Annotated in this window: 11 protein-coding genes; 4 read left to right on the top strand and 7 right to left on the bottom strand. The window is 59.5% G+C overall.

All coding sequences use genetic code 11. The features are described 5' to 3' along the window. The first annotated feature begins 46 nt into the window (after positions 1 to 46). On the top strand, positions 47 to 826 hold the full coding sequence (gene cmoA / locus AC07V0_RS07510; RefSeq protein ID WP_018927038.1) for a carboxy-S-adenosyl-L-methionine synthase CmoA: 780 nt from the start codon (positions 47 to 49) through the stop codon (positions 824 to 826). Beyond that, entirely contained in the window at positions 823 to 1,779 is a 957-nt protein-coding gene (gene cmoB, locus AC07V0_RS07505; RefSeq protein WP_007940467.1) for a tRNA 5-methoxyuridine(34)/uridine 5-oxyacetic acid(34) synthase CmoB, read from the top strand. Before cmoA ends, cmoB begins: the two co-directional genes overlap by 4 nt. A 35-nt stretch (positions 1,780 to 1,814) precedes the next feature. Here the strand turns inward: cmoB and tadA are convergent, their stop codons facing one another. The 7 genes from tadA to treP all read right to left on the bottom strand — a co-directional run bounded on the left by tadA (position 1,815) and on the right by treP (position 11,121). Beyond that, positions 1,815 to 2,312 carry a tRNA adenosine(34) deaminase TadA gene (gene tadA, locus AC07V0_RS07500; protein WP_018927040.1) on the bottom strand — a complete coding sequence of 166 codons (498 nt, stop codon included), beginning with the start codon at positions 2,310 to 2,312 and terminating at the stop codon, positions 1,815 to 1,817. Beyond that, positions 2,312 to 3,688 carry a multicopper oxidase family protein gene (locus AC07V0_RS07495; RefSeq protein ID WP_086944754.1) on the bottom strand — a complete coding sequence of 459 codons (1,377 nt, stop codon included), beginning with the start codon at positions 3,686 to 3,688 and terminating at the stop codon, positions 2,312 to 2,314. Before AC07V0_RS07495 ends, tadA begins: the two co-directional genes overlap by 1 nt. A gap of 102 nt (positions 3,689 to 3,790) precedes the next feature. Continuing rightward, positions 3,791 to 4,078, bottom strand: a complete 288-nt coding sequence (locus AC07V0_RS07490; RefSeq protein WP_086944753.1) for a PTS sugar transporter subunit IIB — start codon at positions 4,076 to 4,078, stop codon at positions 3,791 to 3,793. 2 nt (positions 4,079 to 4,080) lie between these two features. Continuing rightward, positions 4,081 to 6,609, bottom strand: a complete 2,529-nt coding sequence (gene ptsP, locus AC07V0_RS07485) for a phosphoenolpyruvate--protein phosphotransferase (protein WP_086944752.1) — start codon at positions 6,607 to 6,609, stop codon at positions 4,081 to 4,083. 62 nt (positions 6,610 to 6,671) lie between these two features. After that, on the bottom strand, positions 6,672 to 7,895 hold the full coding sequence (locus tag AC07V0_RS07480; protein ID WP_086944751.1) for a maltoporin: 1,224 nt from the start codon (positions 7,893 to 7,895) through the stop codon (positions 6,672 to 6,674). 93 nt (positions 7,896 to 7,988) lie between these two features. Beyond that, the gene (treC, locus tag AC07V0_RS07475) at positions 7,989 to 9,638 is read right to left on the bottom strand and encodes an alpha,alpha-phosphotrehalase (protein ID WP_086944750.1); all 1,650 of its coding nucleotides are present in this window, start codon (positions 9,636 to 9,638) and stop codon (positions 7,989 to 7,991) included. Between the two features lie 40 nt (positions 9,639 to 9,678). After that, positions 9,679 to 11,121, bottom strand: a complete 1,443-nt coding sequence (gene treP, locus AC07V0_RS07470; RefSeq protein WP_064620096.1) for a PTS system trehalose-specific EIIBC component — start codon at positions 11,119 to 11,121, stop codon at positions 9,679 to 9,681. Between the two features lie 237 nt (positions 11,122 to 11,358). Here treP and treR point away from each other — a divergent pair, with 237 nt between their 5' ends. Then, positions 11,359 to 12,063 carry a trehalose operon repressor gene (treR, locus tag AC07V0_RS07465; RefSeq protein ID WP_018927047.1) on the top strand — a complete coding sequence of 235 codons (705 nt, stop codon included), beginning with the start codon at positions 11,359 to 11,361 and terminating at the stop codon, positions 12,061 to 12,063. A gap of 99 nt (positions 12,064 to 12,162) precedes the next feature. Further along, entirely contained in the window at positions 12,163 to 15,210 is a 3,048-nt protein-coding gene (locus tag AC07V0_RS07460) for a membrane-targeted effector domain-containing toxin (RefSeq protein WP_086944749.1), read from the top strand. Positions 15,211 to 15,216 lie beyond the last annotated feature (6 nt).

Here is a 15,216-nt window from a genome sequence, read left to right as displayed (position 1 = left end):
GCGGTTTATCAGCAAACCCGCGCATCCCCGCGCCAAGTTGGCTAAAATGCCGGCCTTTTCCACCTACACCGCTGGAACCGCCGTGAGCAAAGAATCCGATCGCCTTTTCGCCCAGCCTTTGGCCCAGGTGCCTGACTTCGCCTTTAACGAGGATGTGGTGCGGGTGTTCCCGGACATGATCAAGCGCTCGGTGCCGGGTTATCCGACCATCGTTGAAAACCTCGGCGTGCTCGCCGCGCAATTCGCTCAGCCAAACAGCGTGCTCTACGATTTGGGCTCGTCGCTGGGTGCCGTGACCCAGGCCTTGCGCCGCCACGTGCGCACCGACGGCTGCCGCGTCATCGCTGTGGATAACTCCGCGGCCATGGTCGAGCGTTGCCGCGAATACCTCAACGGCCAGGACTCGATGTTCCAGGAGTTGCTGCCGGTGGAAGTGATCGAAGGCGACATCCTTGCCCTGGAATTTCAGCCGGCCTCGGTGGTGGCGCTGAACTTCACCCTGCAATTCATCGCCCCGGACCAGCGCACCGCGCTGCTCGCGCGCATCCGCCAATCGCTGTTGCCCGGTGGCGCGCTGATTCTCTCGGAGAAGCTGCGCTTCAATGACCCCGAAGAACACGCGCTGCTCACTGACCTGCACGTGGCCTTCAAACGCGCCAACGGCTACAGCGAACTGGAAATCGCCCAGAAGCGCAGCGCCATCGAAAATGTCATGAAGCCCGACAGCCTCGAAGAACATCGCGAGCGCCTGTTGGCCGCCGGTTTCTCGAAAGTCGTGCCGTGGTTCCAGTGTCTTAACTTTGCCTCGTTGATTGCCTTGCCATGATTGATTTGTCCCCCCTCGCCCGCCGTCTGGCCGGTACTCCGCTGGCCGAATGGGCCAACACCCTGCAAGTGCAACTCGACAAGAAAATGGAAAAAGGTCACGGCGACCTGGAGCGCTGGCAGAGCGCACTGGATGCATTGCCGAAGATCCAGCCGAGCGAAGTCGACTTGTTGAACGGCCTTAAGCTGGACACCGATTGCGACGATGAAACCCGCGCGCAAATGCGCACCGCGCTGATGGGTTTGTCTCCTTGGCGCAAAGGGCCGTTTGACCTGTTCGGCGTGCATGTCGACACCGAATGGCGCTCGGACTGGAAATGGTCCCGAGTGGCTCCGCATCTGGACCTGAAGGGCAAACGCATCCTCGATGTCGGCTGCGGCAACGGCTATTACATGTGGCGCATGCTCGGTGCCGGGGCCGACAGCGTAATCGGCGTCGACCCCAACTGGCTGTTCTTCTGCCAGTTCCAGGCGGTGCAGCGTTACCTGTCCGAGCCCAATGCCTGGCACCTGCCCTTCCCTTTCGAAGACCTGCCGCCGAACCTGGAAGGGTTCGACACCGTGTTTTCCATGGGCGTGTTTTACCACCGTCGTTCGCCGATCGAGCATTTGCTGGCGCTGAAGGATTGCCTGGTCAAGGGCGGTGAACTGGTGCTGGAGACGCTGGTGATCGAAGGCGATCAACAACAGGTATTGGTGCCGGAAGACCGTTACGCACAGATGCGCAATGTCTGGTTCCTGCCGTCGGTGCCGGCGCTGGAGCTGTGGCTGCGTCGCGCCGGGTTCAGCGATGTGCGTTGCGTGGATGTGAGCATGACCACGGTCGAGGAACAACGCGGGACGGAATGGATGAAGTATCAGTCGTTGAGCGATTTCCTTGATCCGGATGATCACAGCAAAACGATCGAAGGGCTGCCGGCGCCGATGCGTGCGGTGATTGTTGCCCGCAAGTAAAAGCTTCGCGGGCAAGGCGGCCTACCTGTCGCCGCCTAATCCGCTGGCTTGGCCCTACGGGCCTTGAAGAACTCGCTCAACACTGCCCCGCACTCCTCGGCCAACACCCCGCCTTCGTACAGCACCCGGTGATTCAAAAAGCCCTGGGTAAAAAACTGCCCCTGGCTCTGCACAATTCCGGCCTTGGGCTCCAGCGCGCCATACACCACCCGCGCAATCCGCGAATGCACGATCAGCCCGGCGCACATGCTGCACGGCTCCAGCGTCACGTATAGCGTACTGCCCGGCAGGCGATAGTTGCTGGCGGCCTGGGCGGCGGCGCGGATCGCGACCATCTCGGCGTGGGCGCTGGGGTCATTGCCGCTGATCGGGCAATTGAAACCGCGCCCGATGATTTCACCGTCCTGCACCAGCACAGCACCCACCGGCACTTCACCCAGCGCCGCGCCTTCGGCGGCGAGGGCCAGGGCTTCGCGCATGAAATCACGATCACGGCTGCGGTCGATAATTGCCGCGGGGCGTATCTGACGCATCACGCCACCTCGATGGCGGCCATCAGGCCGGTTTCCATGTGGTCGATCACATGGCAGTGGAACATCCAGACGCCCGGGTTATCCGCCACCAGCGCCACTTGCGCGCGCTCGTTCTTGCCCAACAGGTAAGTGTCGGTGAAGTACGGGATAACCTTGTGCCGGTTCGAAGAAATAACCTTGAAGCTCATGCCGTGCAAATGGACCGGGTGCTGATACTGAGTCATGTTTTTCAATTCGAAAATATAGCTTTTGCCCTTTTCGAGCTTGGCAATCGGTCGGTCGGCGCAGGTCTTGTCGGTGATATCCCAGGCCTTGCCGTTGATCTGCCACAGGCTGGGCGGCTTGCCATTGTCGACGTTGACCGACACCGAGCCCACCCATTCAAAATTGAAGTTGAGTTTCTCGGCGTTGGCCAGGTCTGGCTCGGCCACCGGGTTGGCGGGCAGTGCCGGCGGCCACTCGGTCGGCGCGTCGGTATTGGCCACTGAGCGCAAGGTGCCCAGGCGTACCGGACCGTTGCGCAGGGACAGTTCTTCGCCGGCCGGCGGAGCCTTGATTGCCAGGCAAATGCGCATGCCCGGGCCGAGCCAGTATTCCTTGCCCAGTGGGCGCGGTTCAATCGGGTTGCCGTCCAGCGCATAGATCTGCGCTTCGACGCCGGGGATGTTGAGGCGATAAGTCAGGGTGTTGTCGAGGTTGAGCAGGCGTACGCGGGTGATCTGCCCGGCAGGCAAGTCGATCACTGCTTGCGAGATGCCATTGATGGTCGACAGGCGCCCAGCCGTACCGCCACGGGCCGCTTCACGAGGAATGCTGAACGGCACGAAAGCGCCTTCTTCATCGACATGCCAGCTCTTGAGGCTCAAGGTCTTTTCGTACTTGAAACCGGTGGGCTCGCGCTCTTCGATGATCAGCGGACCGACCAGCCCGCGACCGAGTTCTTCGCTGCTGTTCACGTGCGGGTGATACCAATAGCTGCCGGCGTCGGGCACACGGAACTTGTAGTCGAAGTATTCGCCCGGCAGTACCGGCAATTGCGACACGTAGGGCACGCCGTCCATTTCCAGCGGCAGACGGATGCCGTGCCAGTGAATGGTGGTCGCCACTGGCAAGTGGTTGATGAAACGCACCCGCAGCCATTCGCCCTGACGCACGCGCAACTCAGTGCCCGGCGCCGAGGGGCCGAACGCCCAGGCCTCGGTCTTGTGCCCGGTCACCAGTTCGACGTCCAGCGGGGCGGCGATCAGCTCATAGTCGTGGCCGGCCTCAGCGTCGGCCATCTTGCCCAGCCAGTAACGCGACGCGCCACCGGCCCCCACGCCAACCACCACAAGACCGGCCAGACCACCGAGTATTTGTCGACGGGTAAAGGACATGAACTCAACTACCTCACGTATCAGCCACAGGCGCGGTGCCTGCAAAAGGCGAATACGATACACCTGCGGATGAGAAACAGTAAGGGCAACGCGTGGGAACGATCACTGCAAACCGGTGAGCAGATGCACCACTCCACTGTCCAGCATCATCACGCCTGGCACTCCAGCCGCCGTCAACGCCTGCCGATCCATCCGCGCCACATCCCGTAACTCCACCCGCATCCTGGTCAGCGCCACGGGCTGATGCGACTTGAGGTTATCCACACCGCCCAGTGCGGCCACGACATTCGGTGCCAGTCCGGAAACGGCTTGAGCTACCGCTTTCGACTCATCCACCACCAGATCCGGGGTCAACGCTTTCCAGAACGCCCGCTGCATTTTCTCGAACATGCTCAGTTCTCCAGAACCAGTGAAGTATCGACCGTGGCCTCGTGGTGCAGCCGCAATGCCTCGCGTACCTGCCCGGCACTTTCCAGCCCCAGCACTTGCTGGGCGATGGCCTGACAGTCCAGCAGGTCCACTTCGCGAACCGCCGCCTTGATCGCCGGAATCAGCGGCACGCTCACCGACAACTCATCCACGCCAAGCCCCAGCAACAACGGCACCGCCAGATGTTCCGAAGCCAAGGCACCGCACACACCGACCCATTTGCCATGGGCATGGGCAGCTTTCACTGTACCGGCGATCAAGCGCAGCACCGATGGATGAAAGCTATCCGCCTGACTGGCCAGTCGCGGGTGATCGCGGTCCATGGCCAGGGTGTATTGGGTCAGGTCGTTGGTGCCAATGGAGAAGAAATCCACCTCGGGCGCAAACAGATCCGCCATCAGCGCCGCTGCCGGCACTTCGATCATGATCCCCAGTTTCGGCAGTTCCGTGAGCCCTGCTGCCAGCGCTTCCTCTTCAAGCAGCTGACGGGCCAGCCGCAACTCCGACAATTGCGTGACCATCGGCAACATGATGTGCAGCCGAGCCAACCCGGCACTGCTCAGGATCGCCTTGAACTGATCGCGCAACAGCTGCGGACGCTCCAGACACAAACGAATGCCGCGCATGCCCAGGAACGGGTTGGTTTCGCGGTCCATCGGCACGTAGGCCAATGGTTTATCGCCGCCGACATCCAGGGTCCGCACCACCAGACTGCGCGCTGGCCCCAATGCTCGGGCGATAGCGCTGTAGGTGGACGCTTGCTCGTCATGGCTCGGTGCATGGTTGCGATCCAGATACAGAAACTCCGAACGCAACAGACCGACGCCTTCGCCACCCAGTGTCATGGCCTGTTCGGCTTCGGCCAGCGAAGCGATGTTGGCGGTGATTTCAACGTGATGACCATCGCGGGTACAGGCAGCCAGCGCGGCATTTTCCAATTCATATTGCCGGCGTTTCTTTTGTCGCTGACGATTGGCTTGCAACTGCTCGATGGCGGCCAGCTCGGGATCCAGCTGCAACTCGCCCTGGTCGGCATCGAGCAAAACCCGGGTGCCATTGGCCAGTGTCAGCACCTGAACCGGCAAACCGCAGATCGCCGGCAAGCCGAAGGCCCGGGCGAGAATCGCCACGTGGCTGGTGGCGCCACCGCCGACCGTCGCGAACCCCAGCACCTTGCGCGTGTCCAGGCCAGCGGTCTGGGAGGGCGTCAGTTGCTCGGCAATCAGAATCGCCCCTTCCGGCAACTCCATCGCTTGATCCTCTACGCCGAGAATCAACTTGAGCACCCGTTGACCAACGTCGGCCAAATCCGCTGCCCGTTCGGCCAGCAAGGCATTGCCCAGTTTTTTGAACAAGGTAGCCGTCGACTCTGTGGCCGCCCGCCAGGCGAAACCGGCGCTTTTGCCGGCGTCGATCAGTGCCAGGGCCTGATCCAGCAGGCTTGGGTCTTCGAGCAGTTCCTGATGCGCCTTGAAGATATCTGCCTGGGCGTCCCCCGTGGCCTGGTCACGCAACTGCTGCAGGTCCAGGACCGCCGTCGCCAACGCCTGGGACAGGTGCTCGCGCTCAACTTGCGCGCCCCGACCGGATTCAATGACTTCAAGGGTCTGCTGCGCGATCTGCACCACCTGACCAAACGCCGACCCCGCCGATGCACAGACGCCGTGCAGCACCTTCAGCGATGAAGCATCAGCCGCAACCGTTTCAACCTCTGCCATCACCGTCACGGCTTCTCCGCACCCGGCGGCCAACAACTCGACCAGGGTCTTGATCGCCACTTCGGCATCCGCGCCCGCCGCGCTGACTTGCACGATGTCGCCGTGAGCGGTCTGCAACGCCATGATCGCCACCAGGGATTTGGCGTTCGCGCTGTCCTGCTGTTTATGCAGACAAATACTCGCCGAAAAACCTTTCGCCGCCTGGGCAAACACCGCCGCAGGGCGGGCGTGCAAGCCATTGAGATTGGGCAGCGTCAGCGGTTTTGAGAACAGTGCCTCGCCCTCCTCCGGCTCATCGGCCACTACTTCAGACGGATTCAAGCTCAGCAACGGCTGACCGTTTTGCACCACCCCCGTTTCAGGGGCCAGCCAGGTAAACGGCTCGCCGCTGACCACCAGCATCAAGGTCAACAAACTGCGGGCGTTCAAGGCAATGTAATCGGCATCGAACTCGATCAGCGCCTGCCCCCCCTCAACCCGCTGACCTTCCTCCACCAACCGGGTGAAGCCCTTGCCAGCCAGGTTCACAGTGTCGAGGCCAATGTGCATCAACACCTGCACGCCGTTGTCGTCAGTGATGCTGACGGCATGCCCGCTGGCCTGCACATTGCTGATCACTCCAGCCAGCGGTGCGCACAAGGTGGACGTGGTCGGGTCGATGCACAGACCGTCACCGATCACGCGACTGGAAAACACCTGATCGGGCACCTGGTCCAGCGGCATCAGCACGCCGGACAAGGGTGCCAGCAGTTGCAATTGTTGGGGTATGGCCATGACGTCACCTGCTGTTTTGTTCTTTGAAGTGCCGATGGAGCGCGAGGCCCCGACAGCATCGCTTATTTCCACCAGTACTCGACCTGCAATCCGACGTTCGAACCATGCCGCGCCGTGCCAAAGGCACCGGTGTCAGATAACGCCGAACCTGCCGCCAGTTCATTGGCCGCCCGTTTGGCCGCCTCGTTCCAACTGGCATAGGTGTAATACAGACGCACCTCGGGGCGCGCCCAGAATTCCGGGCCCTTGGGTGACCAGGTCGGAGCGATGGTGAACTTGCTCAGTTTGCGCGTGCCGCCTGTGGCCTCGACCTGATCGTGGCCCAGCTCGGTCACCAGTTTGATTTGCTCGGTGATCGCATAGGCCGGGCGAATCCCGAGGGAAATCCAGTTCTGGTCAGCGCCGTCGGGGCGAATGTCCTTCTGATAAACCGCCTCGACCTGCCCGCCGAAGCGCGGCGTCACTTGCCAGTCGAAGAACTCCACCACCCGGTAGCTTTTGCTGCTGTCGTCCAGCTTCACGTTACCGGTATAGCCCAACCCGGTGCCGGGGCCTTCGCCGTACTGAAAGGCCAGTTTGTTCTTGCCGCCCAGAAAGCCCTTCTGCACATGCTGGGTGGTGATCGCCCAGCCACGGTGAGCGTCGCGGCTGTCGGGTTTGTCGATGTAGCTCAAGCCGAACTCCAGCTCACCGCCGGGGTTGGTGTTGAAGCCGGCGACGTTGAAATCGTGACGGTTGATGTAGTCCTTCTGGTACAGGTTGTCCTTGCGCGAGAAGGCGTAGCTGTACTTCAGATCGCCGATCAGCACGTCCTCGATACCGCCGCCGGTGGCGCTCTGGTTCCAGTAGTAGAAGTCGGAAATATGGATGTCGTTACGTTTGTAGTAACGCCGACCGGCCCACAGCGAACCACCATTGAGGCTGGGCATGTTCGACCATTGCGCATACAGCTGCGGCATGCGCACCGAGCCGTTGTCACCGTTGAACGTCAGGTCCTTGTCGTACTGGTTATACAGCGATGCCATGCCGTCGACGCTGAGCACCGAACCATCGTCCAGGGTGTACAGATCCTGGCGCAATTCAAGTTCAGCGTACTGCTCACACTCGTTACCCAAGCGGTATTTGGTCTGCGCTCCCGGTAGCTGGAAACACTGCTGTTTACCGCTGTTAACCGAGGTCCCGACGCCGCTGCGCAAGTAACCGGCGAATTCCAGCGCCTGGGCTGACAGTGGTAACGCCAGGCACACACCCGCCGCTACAAGACTGCGATTTATTGTTGTTTTCAAGAACCACCTCATTATTTTTATTGTGTGATGCAGCAAAACCGGCGCGCAAAACTCCCCCGCGCAGTGTTCTGCGTGTTGTTCGAAACAGTGTTTTTAAATGTTGGTCAGGTGCAGAACGAACGACTCATAGGGCCGTAAAAAGACCTGCCGATGTTGTGGCGGACAGTCCGGGTAATTGCTGATCACCAGACGTTGTGCCATCGCTTCGCTGATCACCTCCGACGGCAGTTCAACTTCGCACGGTGTGCCATAAAAGTTATTCAGCACCAGCAAACGCTCACCATTGCCTTCACGCACGTACGCCCAGATTTGCGTGTGTTCAGGCAACAACTGTCGGTACACACCATCGGACATCAGCGCTTCACTGCGGCGCAGGGCAATCAGCAGACGGTAGTGATGCAGCACCGAGTCCGGGTCGTCGAGTTGGTGGGCGACGTTGATTTGCGCGGCATTGGCCGGCACCCCGATCCACGGTTCGACAGCGCTGAAACCGGCGTTCGGCTCGGCGCTCCAGTGCATCGGCGTGCGGCTGTTGTCCCGAGACTTTTGCATGATCGCCGCCATGTTGTCGGCGTCGGTTGCACCGGCCTCGCGCTTGAGCCGGAAGATGTTCAGAGTCTCGACATCGCGGTACTGATCGATGTGATCGAACCCCGGATTGGTCATGCCCAGCTCTTCGCCTTGATACACAAACGGCGTGCCCTGGAGGAAATGCAGCGCGGTGCCGAGCATCTTCGCCGACACCACCCGATGCTCGCCGTCATCACCAAACCGCGAAACCACCCGCGGCTGGTCGTGGTTACACCAGAACAGCGCGTTCCAGCCACCGCCGGCCTGCATGCCGGTCTGCCAGTCGGAGAGGATGCGCTTGAGTTCGAGGAAATCGAAATCGGCGCGAATCCACTTTTGCAGGTTCGGGTAATCAACCTTCAAGTGATGAAAGTTGAAGGTCATCGACAGCTCTTTCGACTCCGGCCGCGAGTAGCGAATGCAGTGTTCCAGACTGGTGGACGACATCTCGCCGACGTTGATCAGGTCATGACCTTCGAACACTTCGCGGTGCATCTGCTGCAAGTACTCGTGGACGTTCGGGCCATCGGTGTAAAAACGTCGACCGTCAGTGTTGTCCTCAGGGAAATCCGCCGGTTTGGAAATCAGGTTGATCACATCCAGACGGAAACCGCCCACGCCTTTGTCGCGCCAGAACCGCATCATCTTGAAGACTTCAGCGCGCACCCTGGGGTTGTCCCAGTTCAGGTCGGCCTGCGTGTGGTCGAACAAGTGCAGGTAATACTGACCGGTCTGGGCTTCGTACTCCCAAGCCGAACCGCCGAACTTGGATTCCCAGTTGTTCGGCTGGTCGCGCCAGATATAGAAGTCGCGGTAAGGGCTATCGAGGCTGCTTCGGGCCTGCTGGAACCAGGTGTGTTCGATCGAGGTGTGGTTGACCACGATGTCGAGCATCAGCTTGATCCCGCGCTTGGCGGCTTCGGCAATCAGCAACTCGCAGTCAGCCATGGTCCCGTAACTCGGGTCGATGGCGTAGTAATCGCTGATGTCGTAACCGTTGTCACGCTGGGGCGAACGCAGGAACGGCGTAATCCACAGGCAATCGACACCCAGCCAGTGCAGGTAATCGAGCTTGGCCACGACGCCGAGCAAATCCCCCGTGGGGTTGCCGGCGTGGCTGTGAAAACTCTTCGGATAGATCTGGTAGATCACCGAACGTTGCCAGTCTTGCATGGCGGATTCCTTTTTGAATAGGTACTGCGAATGCGATCTATCAGGCGACCCGATACCCGGGCCGGACAATCTTCATGCTCAACCCGCAGGTCAAAACAAACGGCACGACCATGGCAATCACCATCCCGACCACGAACATCGGAATGAACTGCGGGATGATCGAGATGAAACCGGGCAAGCCGCCAACGCCGATCGCCGAGGCCTGGACCTTGTTCAGCGACAGGAAGATGCAGCCCAGGGCCGAGCCGATCAGGGCCGCATAGAACGGAAACTTGTAGCGCAGGTTGACCCCGAACATGGCCGGCTCGGTGATGCCGAAGTAGGCAGAAATCGCCGAGGTCGAGGCCATGCTTTTGTCCCGCACACTGCGGGTCATGTAGAACACCCCCAATGCCGCGCTGCCTTGTGCGAGGTTGGACATGACGATCATCGGCCAGATGAACGTGCCACCCTGGGTGGAGATCAGTTGCAGGTCGACCGCCAGAAACATGTGGTGCATGCCAGTGATCACCAGCGGTGCGTAGAGCAGGCCGAAAATCGCCCCGCCAACCATCGGCGCCAGGTCGAACAGGGTGACCACGCCTTCAGTGATGAGAATCCCCAGATGGCGGGTCACCGGACCAATTACCGCCAGCGCCAGCACACCGGTGACGACGATGGTGGTGATCGGCACCACCAGCAGTTGAATGGCGTTCGGCACCCGTGCCCGCAACCACTTTTCGATGACGCTCATCACATAGGCCGCCAGCAGGATCGGCAGGATCTGGCCCTGATAACCGACTTTCTCGATCTGGAACACACCGAGGATGTCGAAGTACGGCAAGCTCTGCCCCTCAAGCCCGGCCACCGCTTTGCCGTAGTTCCAGGCGTTGAGCAGATCCGGGTGCACCAGCATCAGGCCGAGCACAATGCCGAGGATTTCGCTGCCGCCAAAGCGCTTGGCCGCCGACCAGCCCACCAGCGCCGGGAGGAACACGAAGGACGTGTTGGCCATCAGGTTGATCAGGCTCCAGAGCCCGTCCAGCGTCGGATAGGCGTCCAGCAGGGTCTTGCCCTCGATGAACATGCCCTTGGCGCCGATCAGGTTGTTGATGCCCATCAGCAGGCCGGCAATGATCAGCGCCGGGAGAATCGGCATGAATACGTCGGAAAACACCCGCACCAGTCGCTGCATGGCGTTGATCTTGTCGGCGCTTTTCTGTTTGACGTCGGCGATGGTCGAGACGGCGAGACCGGTCTGTCGGCGCAGCTCGGCGTAGACCTTTTCCACTTCGCCAGGGCCGATCACCACCTGGAACAGGCCGCCGGTATAGAACGAACCCTTGACCAGATCGATCCGGTTCAGCGTGGCGCTGTCGACCAGGCTCGGGTCCTTGAGGGCCAGGCGCAGCCGTGTGACACAGTGCGCGGCCTGCTCGAGGTTGTCGCTGCCACCGAGGCTGTGCAGCAGCTCGGTGACGATGTTCGGATAGTCATGGCTCATGCTTGTTCTTCCGCTGTAGTTTTTTGTTATTGGCAGCACGCCGAAGCGAAAAATACTCGTCTGTACGAGTTAAAGCAACAACTCGTACAGACGAGTTTGATTTTGTTTATCCTGAACCCGACAGGCGGCGATATTTCCTACCCCCTAAGTCAAAGAAACCCAAAGCCGCATGGACAAACCCCTACCCTGCCCTTAAGGTTCAAAACCTTGAGCACAACGCGGCACAGAGCCATCCCCATGAGTAAATACAACCAGATCTACAGCGATCTGCTTGCCAGCATTACCACCGAACGTCTGGAACGCGGCGCCCGATTGCCTTCCGAAACCGAACTGATGGACAGCTATCAAGCCAGTCGCGGCACCGTGCGCAAGGCCATCGAGCAATTGCAGGAGCGCGGTTTCGCCCAGAAAGTCCATGGCAAAGGCACCTTCGTGCTGTCCACCAACCCGATCGAGTTTCAGCTCGGCGGCATCGTCAGCTTCCAGGAAACCTACCCGCGACTGGGCAACGACGTCAGCACCGAAGTGGTCGAATTCACCCAGATTCCTCTCGAAGGCCCGCTGCTCGAACACATCAAGGCGGCTGAGGGCAGCGTGATCACGCGGATCAAGCGCGTGCGGCGGATCGACGGCAAACGCGTGATCCTGGACATCAACCATTTCGTCAGCGACGTGATTCCCGGCTTGTCCCGCGAAATCGCCGAGCACTCGATCTATGCCTTCATCGAGCAAACCCTGCAACTGCAGATCGCCTATGCCCAGCGCACCATCGAAGCGGTGCCGCGCAGCAAGGACGACCAGCAACACCTGGACCTCGACGGCCAGAGCCATGTGATTGTGGTCAGCAACCAGACGTTCCTGCAGGACGGCCGCCAGTTCGAGTACACCGAATCGCGGCATACCCTCGACAAGTTCTACTTTTCGGATGTGGCACGGCGCTGACCCTACACGTTCCAGAATCGTGTTTGTACATAACTATGTAGTGCACCTCCCTCGAGCAAATGGGCAATCCTCTCAGCCCATTTCTCAAGGAGCGAGAACATGCCTACCGATCAAACAAGTGAAACGCTGCCCGATACCGCAGACAAACAGCACCTGCTGACCATCGCACCCGTCATCGTGACTGCCTGTCCCGATTTGCACGAAGAAGCCCATGTGATGGCCACTGAAATCCTGAAAAAACACGGCATTACCGGCCTGGACCCGGATCAGGTCTGGTGGCATCGCTTTGGCAATGTCACGGCCAGCAGCACCCAGACCTTCCTGGGCTGGGAGCATTACCCTAAACCCAGTCAGTCAATGACCCTGACGCAGCTGGTGATTCATCGGTACTACGTCACTGATCAGGACTATTTCGATCAGCTGGACTGTTACGGCGGGTTTTACACCGCCGACGCAACCGCCAGCATTTACAACGAAACCAACGAAGTCCGGATGTACCCCAGCGCAGTGCTCAAGGATTTCTGGCACGAGACCTTCAGTGACCGTTACCGGGACAAGCTGAACGCCTACTGGAGCGCGCATTTCGATGACTACCGGACCTTGGCGAAATGCAACTATCTGAGTAAAGCCATCGAGGCGCGGGAAAACGGTACGCTGCAGGAGGAAGAGTTCCAAACCGTCATCCGGGCCGTCGCCGCTGACAAATGCTGGCCGATCTCCCTGGAGACCTTGCGTGCGCAAACCTCTGCACCAGCAGATCTGCGGGTGTGCGCCCTGGACGTCGCCGGGCATGTCGCCACGGATATTCTGCGTATCGATGACGGTAGCGGACGGCAAATCACCTATGTCCCGGGGGCCACAGAAGCGTTTCACGTGCACCCGACGTTGACGGACATGCACTGGTGGATCCTGCTGCAAATGAATGATGACGCGCGCTATACCGAGTTCATGACTCACTTCCCGCTGTCGGTGCGTCAGGAGATCCACGACAACATTACGCCCCTGATGAACCAGTTGGTGGGCACGTGGGGCAAATACGATCACCATCTGATCAATCAGAAAAACATCACCATCAGTGGTGACGCGTTCTCCTGGTTGAGCCGTAATGTGCAGAGCGCAATGTCGCAAGAGGCCGATCTGTCTCTGGTAACCAACGGACAACTGCGTAAAGGCATGTGGCTGGGTTACCTGAGCGCCGGTCTGCACGTCTTCGGGCCGCTGGCGCTGCTCGGCTGGCCGATTGCACTGCCGGTGATTGGCGCCAGCATCGCCTCAATGGGCTTGAACATCGACAAGGCCGTGAACGGCAAAACGGTGGCGGAGCGCAAGGCCGGCGTAAAAGGCGCCGTACTGGCTGGAATCAACCTTCTGTTCAACCTTCCGCTGCTCAAGGAGGTCGATGTTCTGGAAGAGGTCGGCGCTTCGGCCGAGGCCGCCGAAGCCGCCGAAATGGCCAGCCTGCGGGAGGCCAACAATCCTGCCGAACCGATCGGTACGCAAGAACAGGAGTTGTCCGACGGTTCAGAGCGCGCAACCACTCAACTTCCAGAGTTCATCCCCCTGAAACCGGTGCCGGCACAGGACCTTGAAGTACCGGAGCACTGGCAAAGTAACGAGATTCTGGAAAGTGAGGCGCCACTTGCCACCAGCGGCAAGTTCCAGGGCATCTACTCGCTCAACTCCAACCCCTCGACTGCCATCATGATGAACGACGCAGCCTATTACGTGCGTTACGAAACCGACATCAACGGCGGTGGCACCTGGGCCATCATCGACCCGGCAAACCCTCACGCGTCCTCAGGATCGATCCCCGTGCGTTTGAACGCCGATGGCGAGTGGGAGTTGACGCCCAAATCCGGTTTGAAGGGTGGTGGCAACGACGACCTCGCCGCTGTTCCGGGTCCTTCCCGGTTTCCCGACCATGTCCGACCACCGGAATCATTTAGCGTGCCCTCGACGAAGTACGACACCTCCAATGGGCGGTCGCTCAACTTCCTGGGGCTAGGTAAGAAAGAAACGCACATAAAAATAATCAACCTTCCCAACGGACGCATACAAGGGGTGACACCCTATGAAGAGTTCGTCGCGGGACATCGCACAGCTCTATTGAGAGATGCTCGTGCTTTCTTCTCCAAAGAAAACTTTTTTGCCTCATTGCCGACACGCCCGGTACAACCCGTCATCACGCCGTCGATGACTGTCCCGGAACTCATTCAGGAGATATTCGATGCTTCGCCGGGATTAGTGATTGGAGAAAGCCAGGATCGTATTGCCAGCATGCGGTTCCTCATCGAGAACATGCAGACGTTGGCCAGGCAAGGCGTCAAGACGATCTATATGCATCGCTTGCTCAATGACTTCAATCAAATGGACCTGAATATTTTCGGCAGAGGCGCAAAGATGGACGGCATGCTCGAAAAGTATTTGAAACAGTTACAAAGCGATCCTGCCGGGCAGTTCACCCCTCTTGAGGTCGTCAAGGTGGCTCGCGAGAACGGTATCCGGATCCAGTCGACCGATTGCCTGGCAAGTTACCGATATCCAGAATCGTCCCTCATTGATGTTCAGGAACAATCCATTAAAAACTACCTCACCACCACGATCATGCGTGCCAATGAAGCGCTTGGCAGATCAGGTAAATGGGTCGTGCTGACGGGCCAGGAAAACACCAATACCTTTAGAGGCATTGCCGGCCTCAGTGAAATGAATGGCGGTATCGGCTTGCGTATCGAGGAAGTACTTCCCGAGCGCAGCCTGCATATGGAGATAGACCACGGCATAGAGGTGGGCCGCAATGCCAGCCCGCCCCCCGTTAACTTTCATGGAGATTTCGACACCTTGTATGCCGATATCCACCTGCAAGTACCGATGCCCATGCTGCAACGAACCCCGGACGAAATCGCTCAACTGCTGTTCCGCCAGGGAATGTTCACTTTCAAGGAATCTGACGGAACCTGGACATTGGTCCATCGCAGCAGAACCGGCCTGATCACAGAGACTCTGGTTGAACGAACGGCCGATGGGCAATACCTGGTCAATCGCCCCGCCTGGACTGACATCCATCAAAAACCTTACCCCAACCTGATCAGCCTTTCCCATGCGCTCACCGGCATGGGCATGAAACTCGAAGGACGCTTGCCAGTGTAGGGAAAC

It is taken from the genome of Pseudomonas sp. GW821-FHT01E10 (assembly GCF_059422365.1).
Note: the sequence above shows the minus strand (reverse complement) of the source record. Positions and strands in the feature narration are given on the sequence as shown.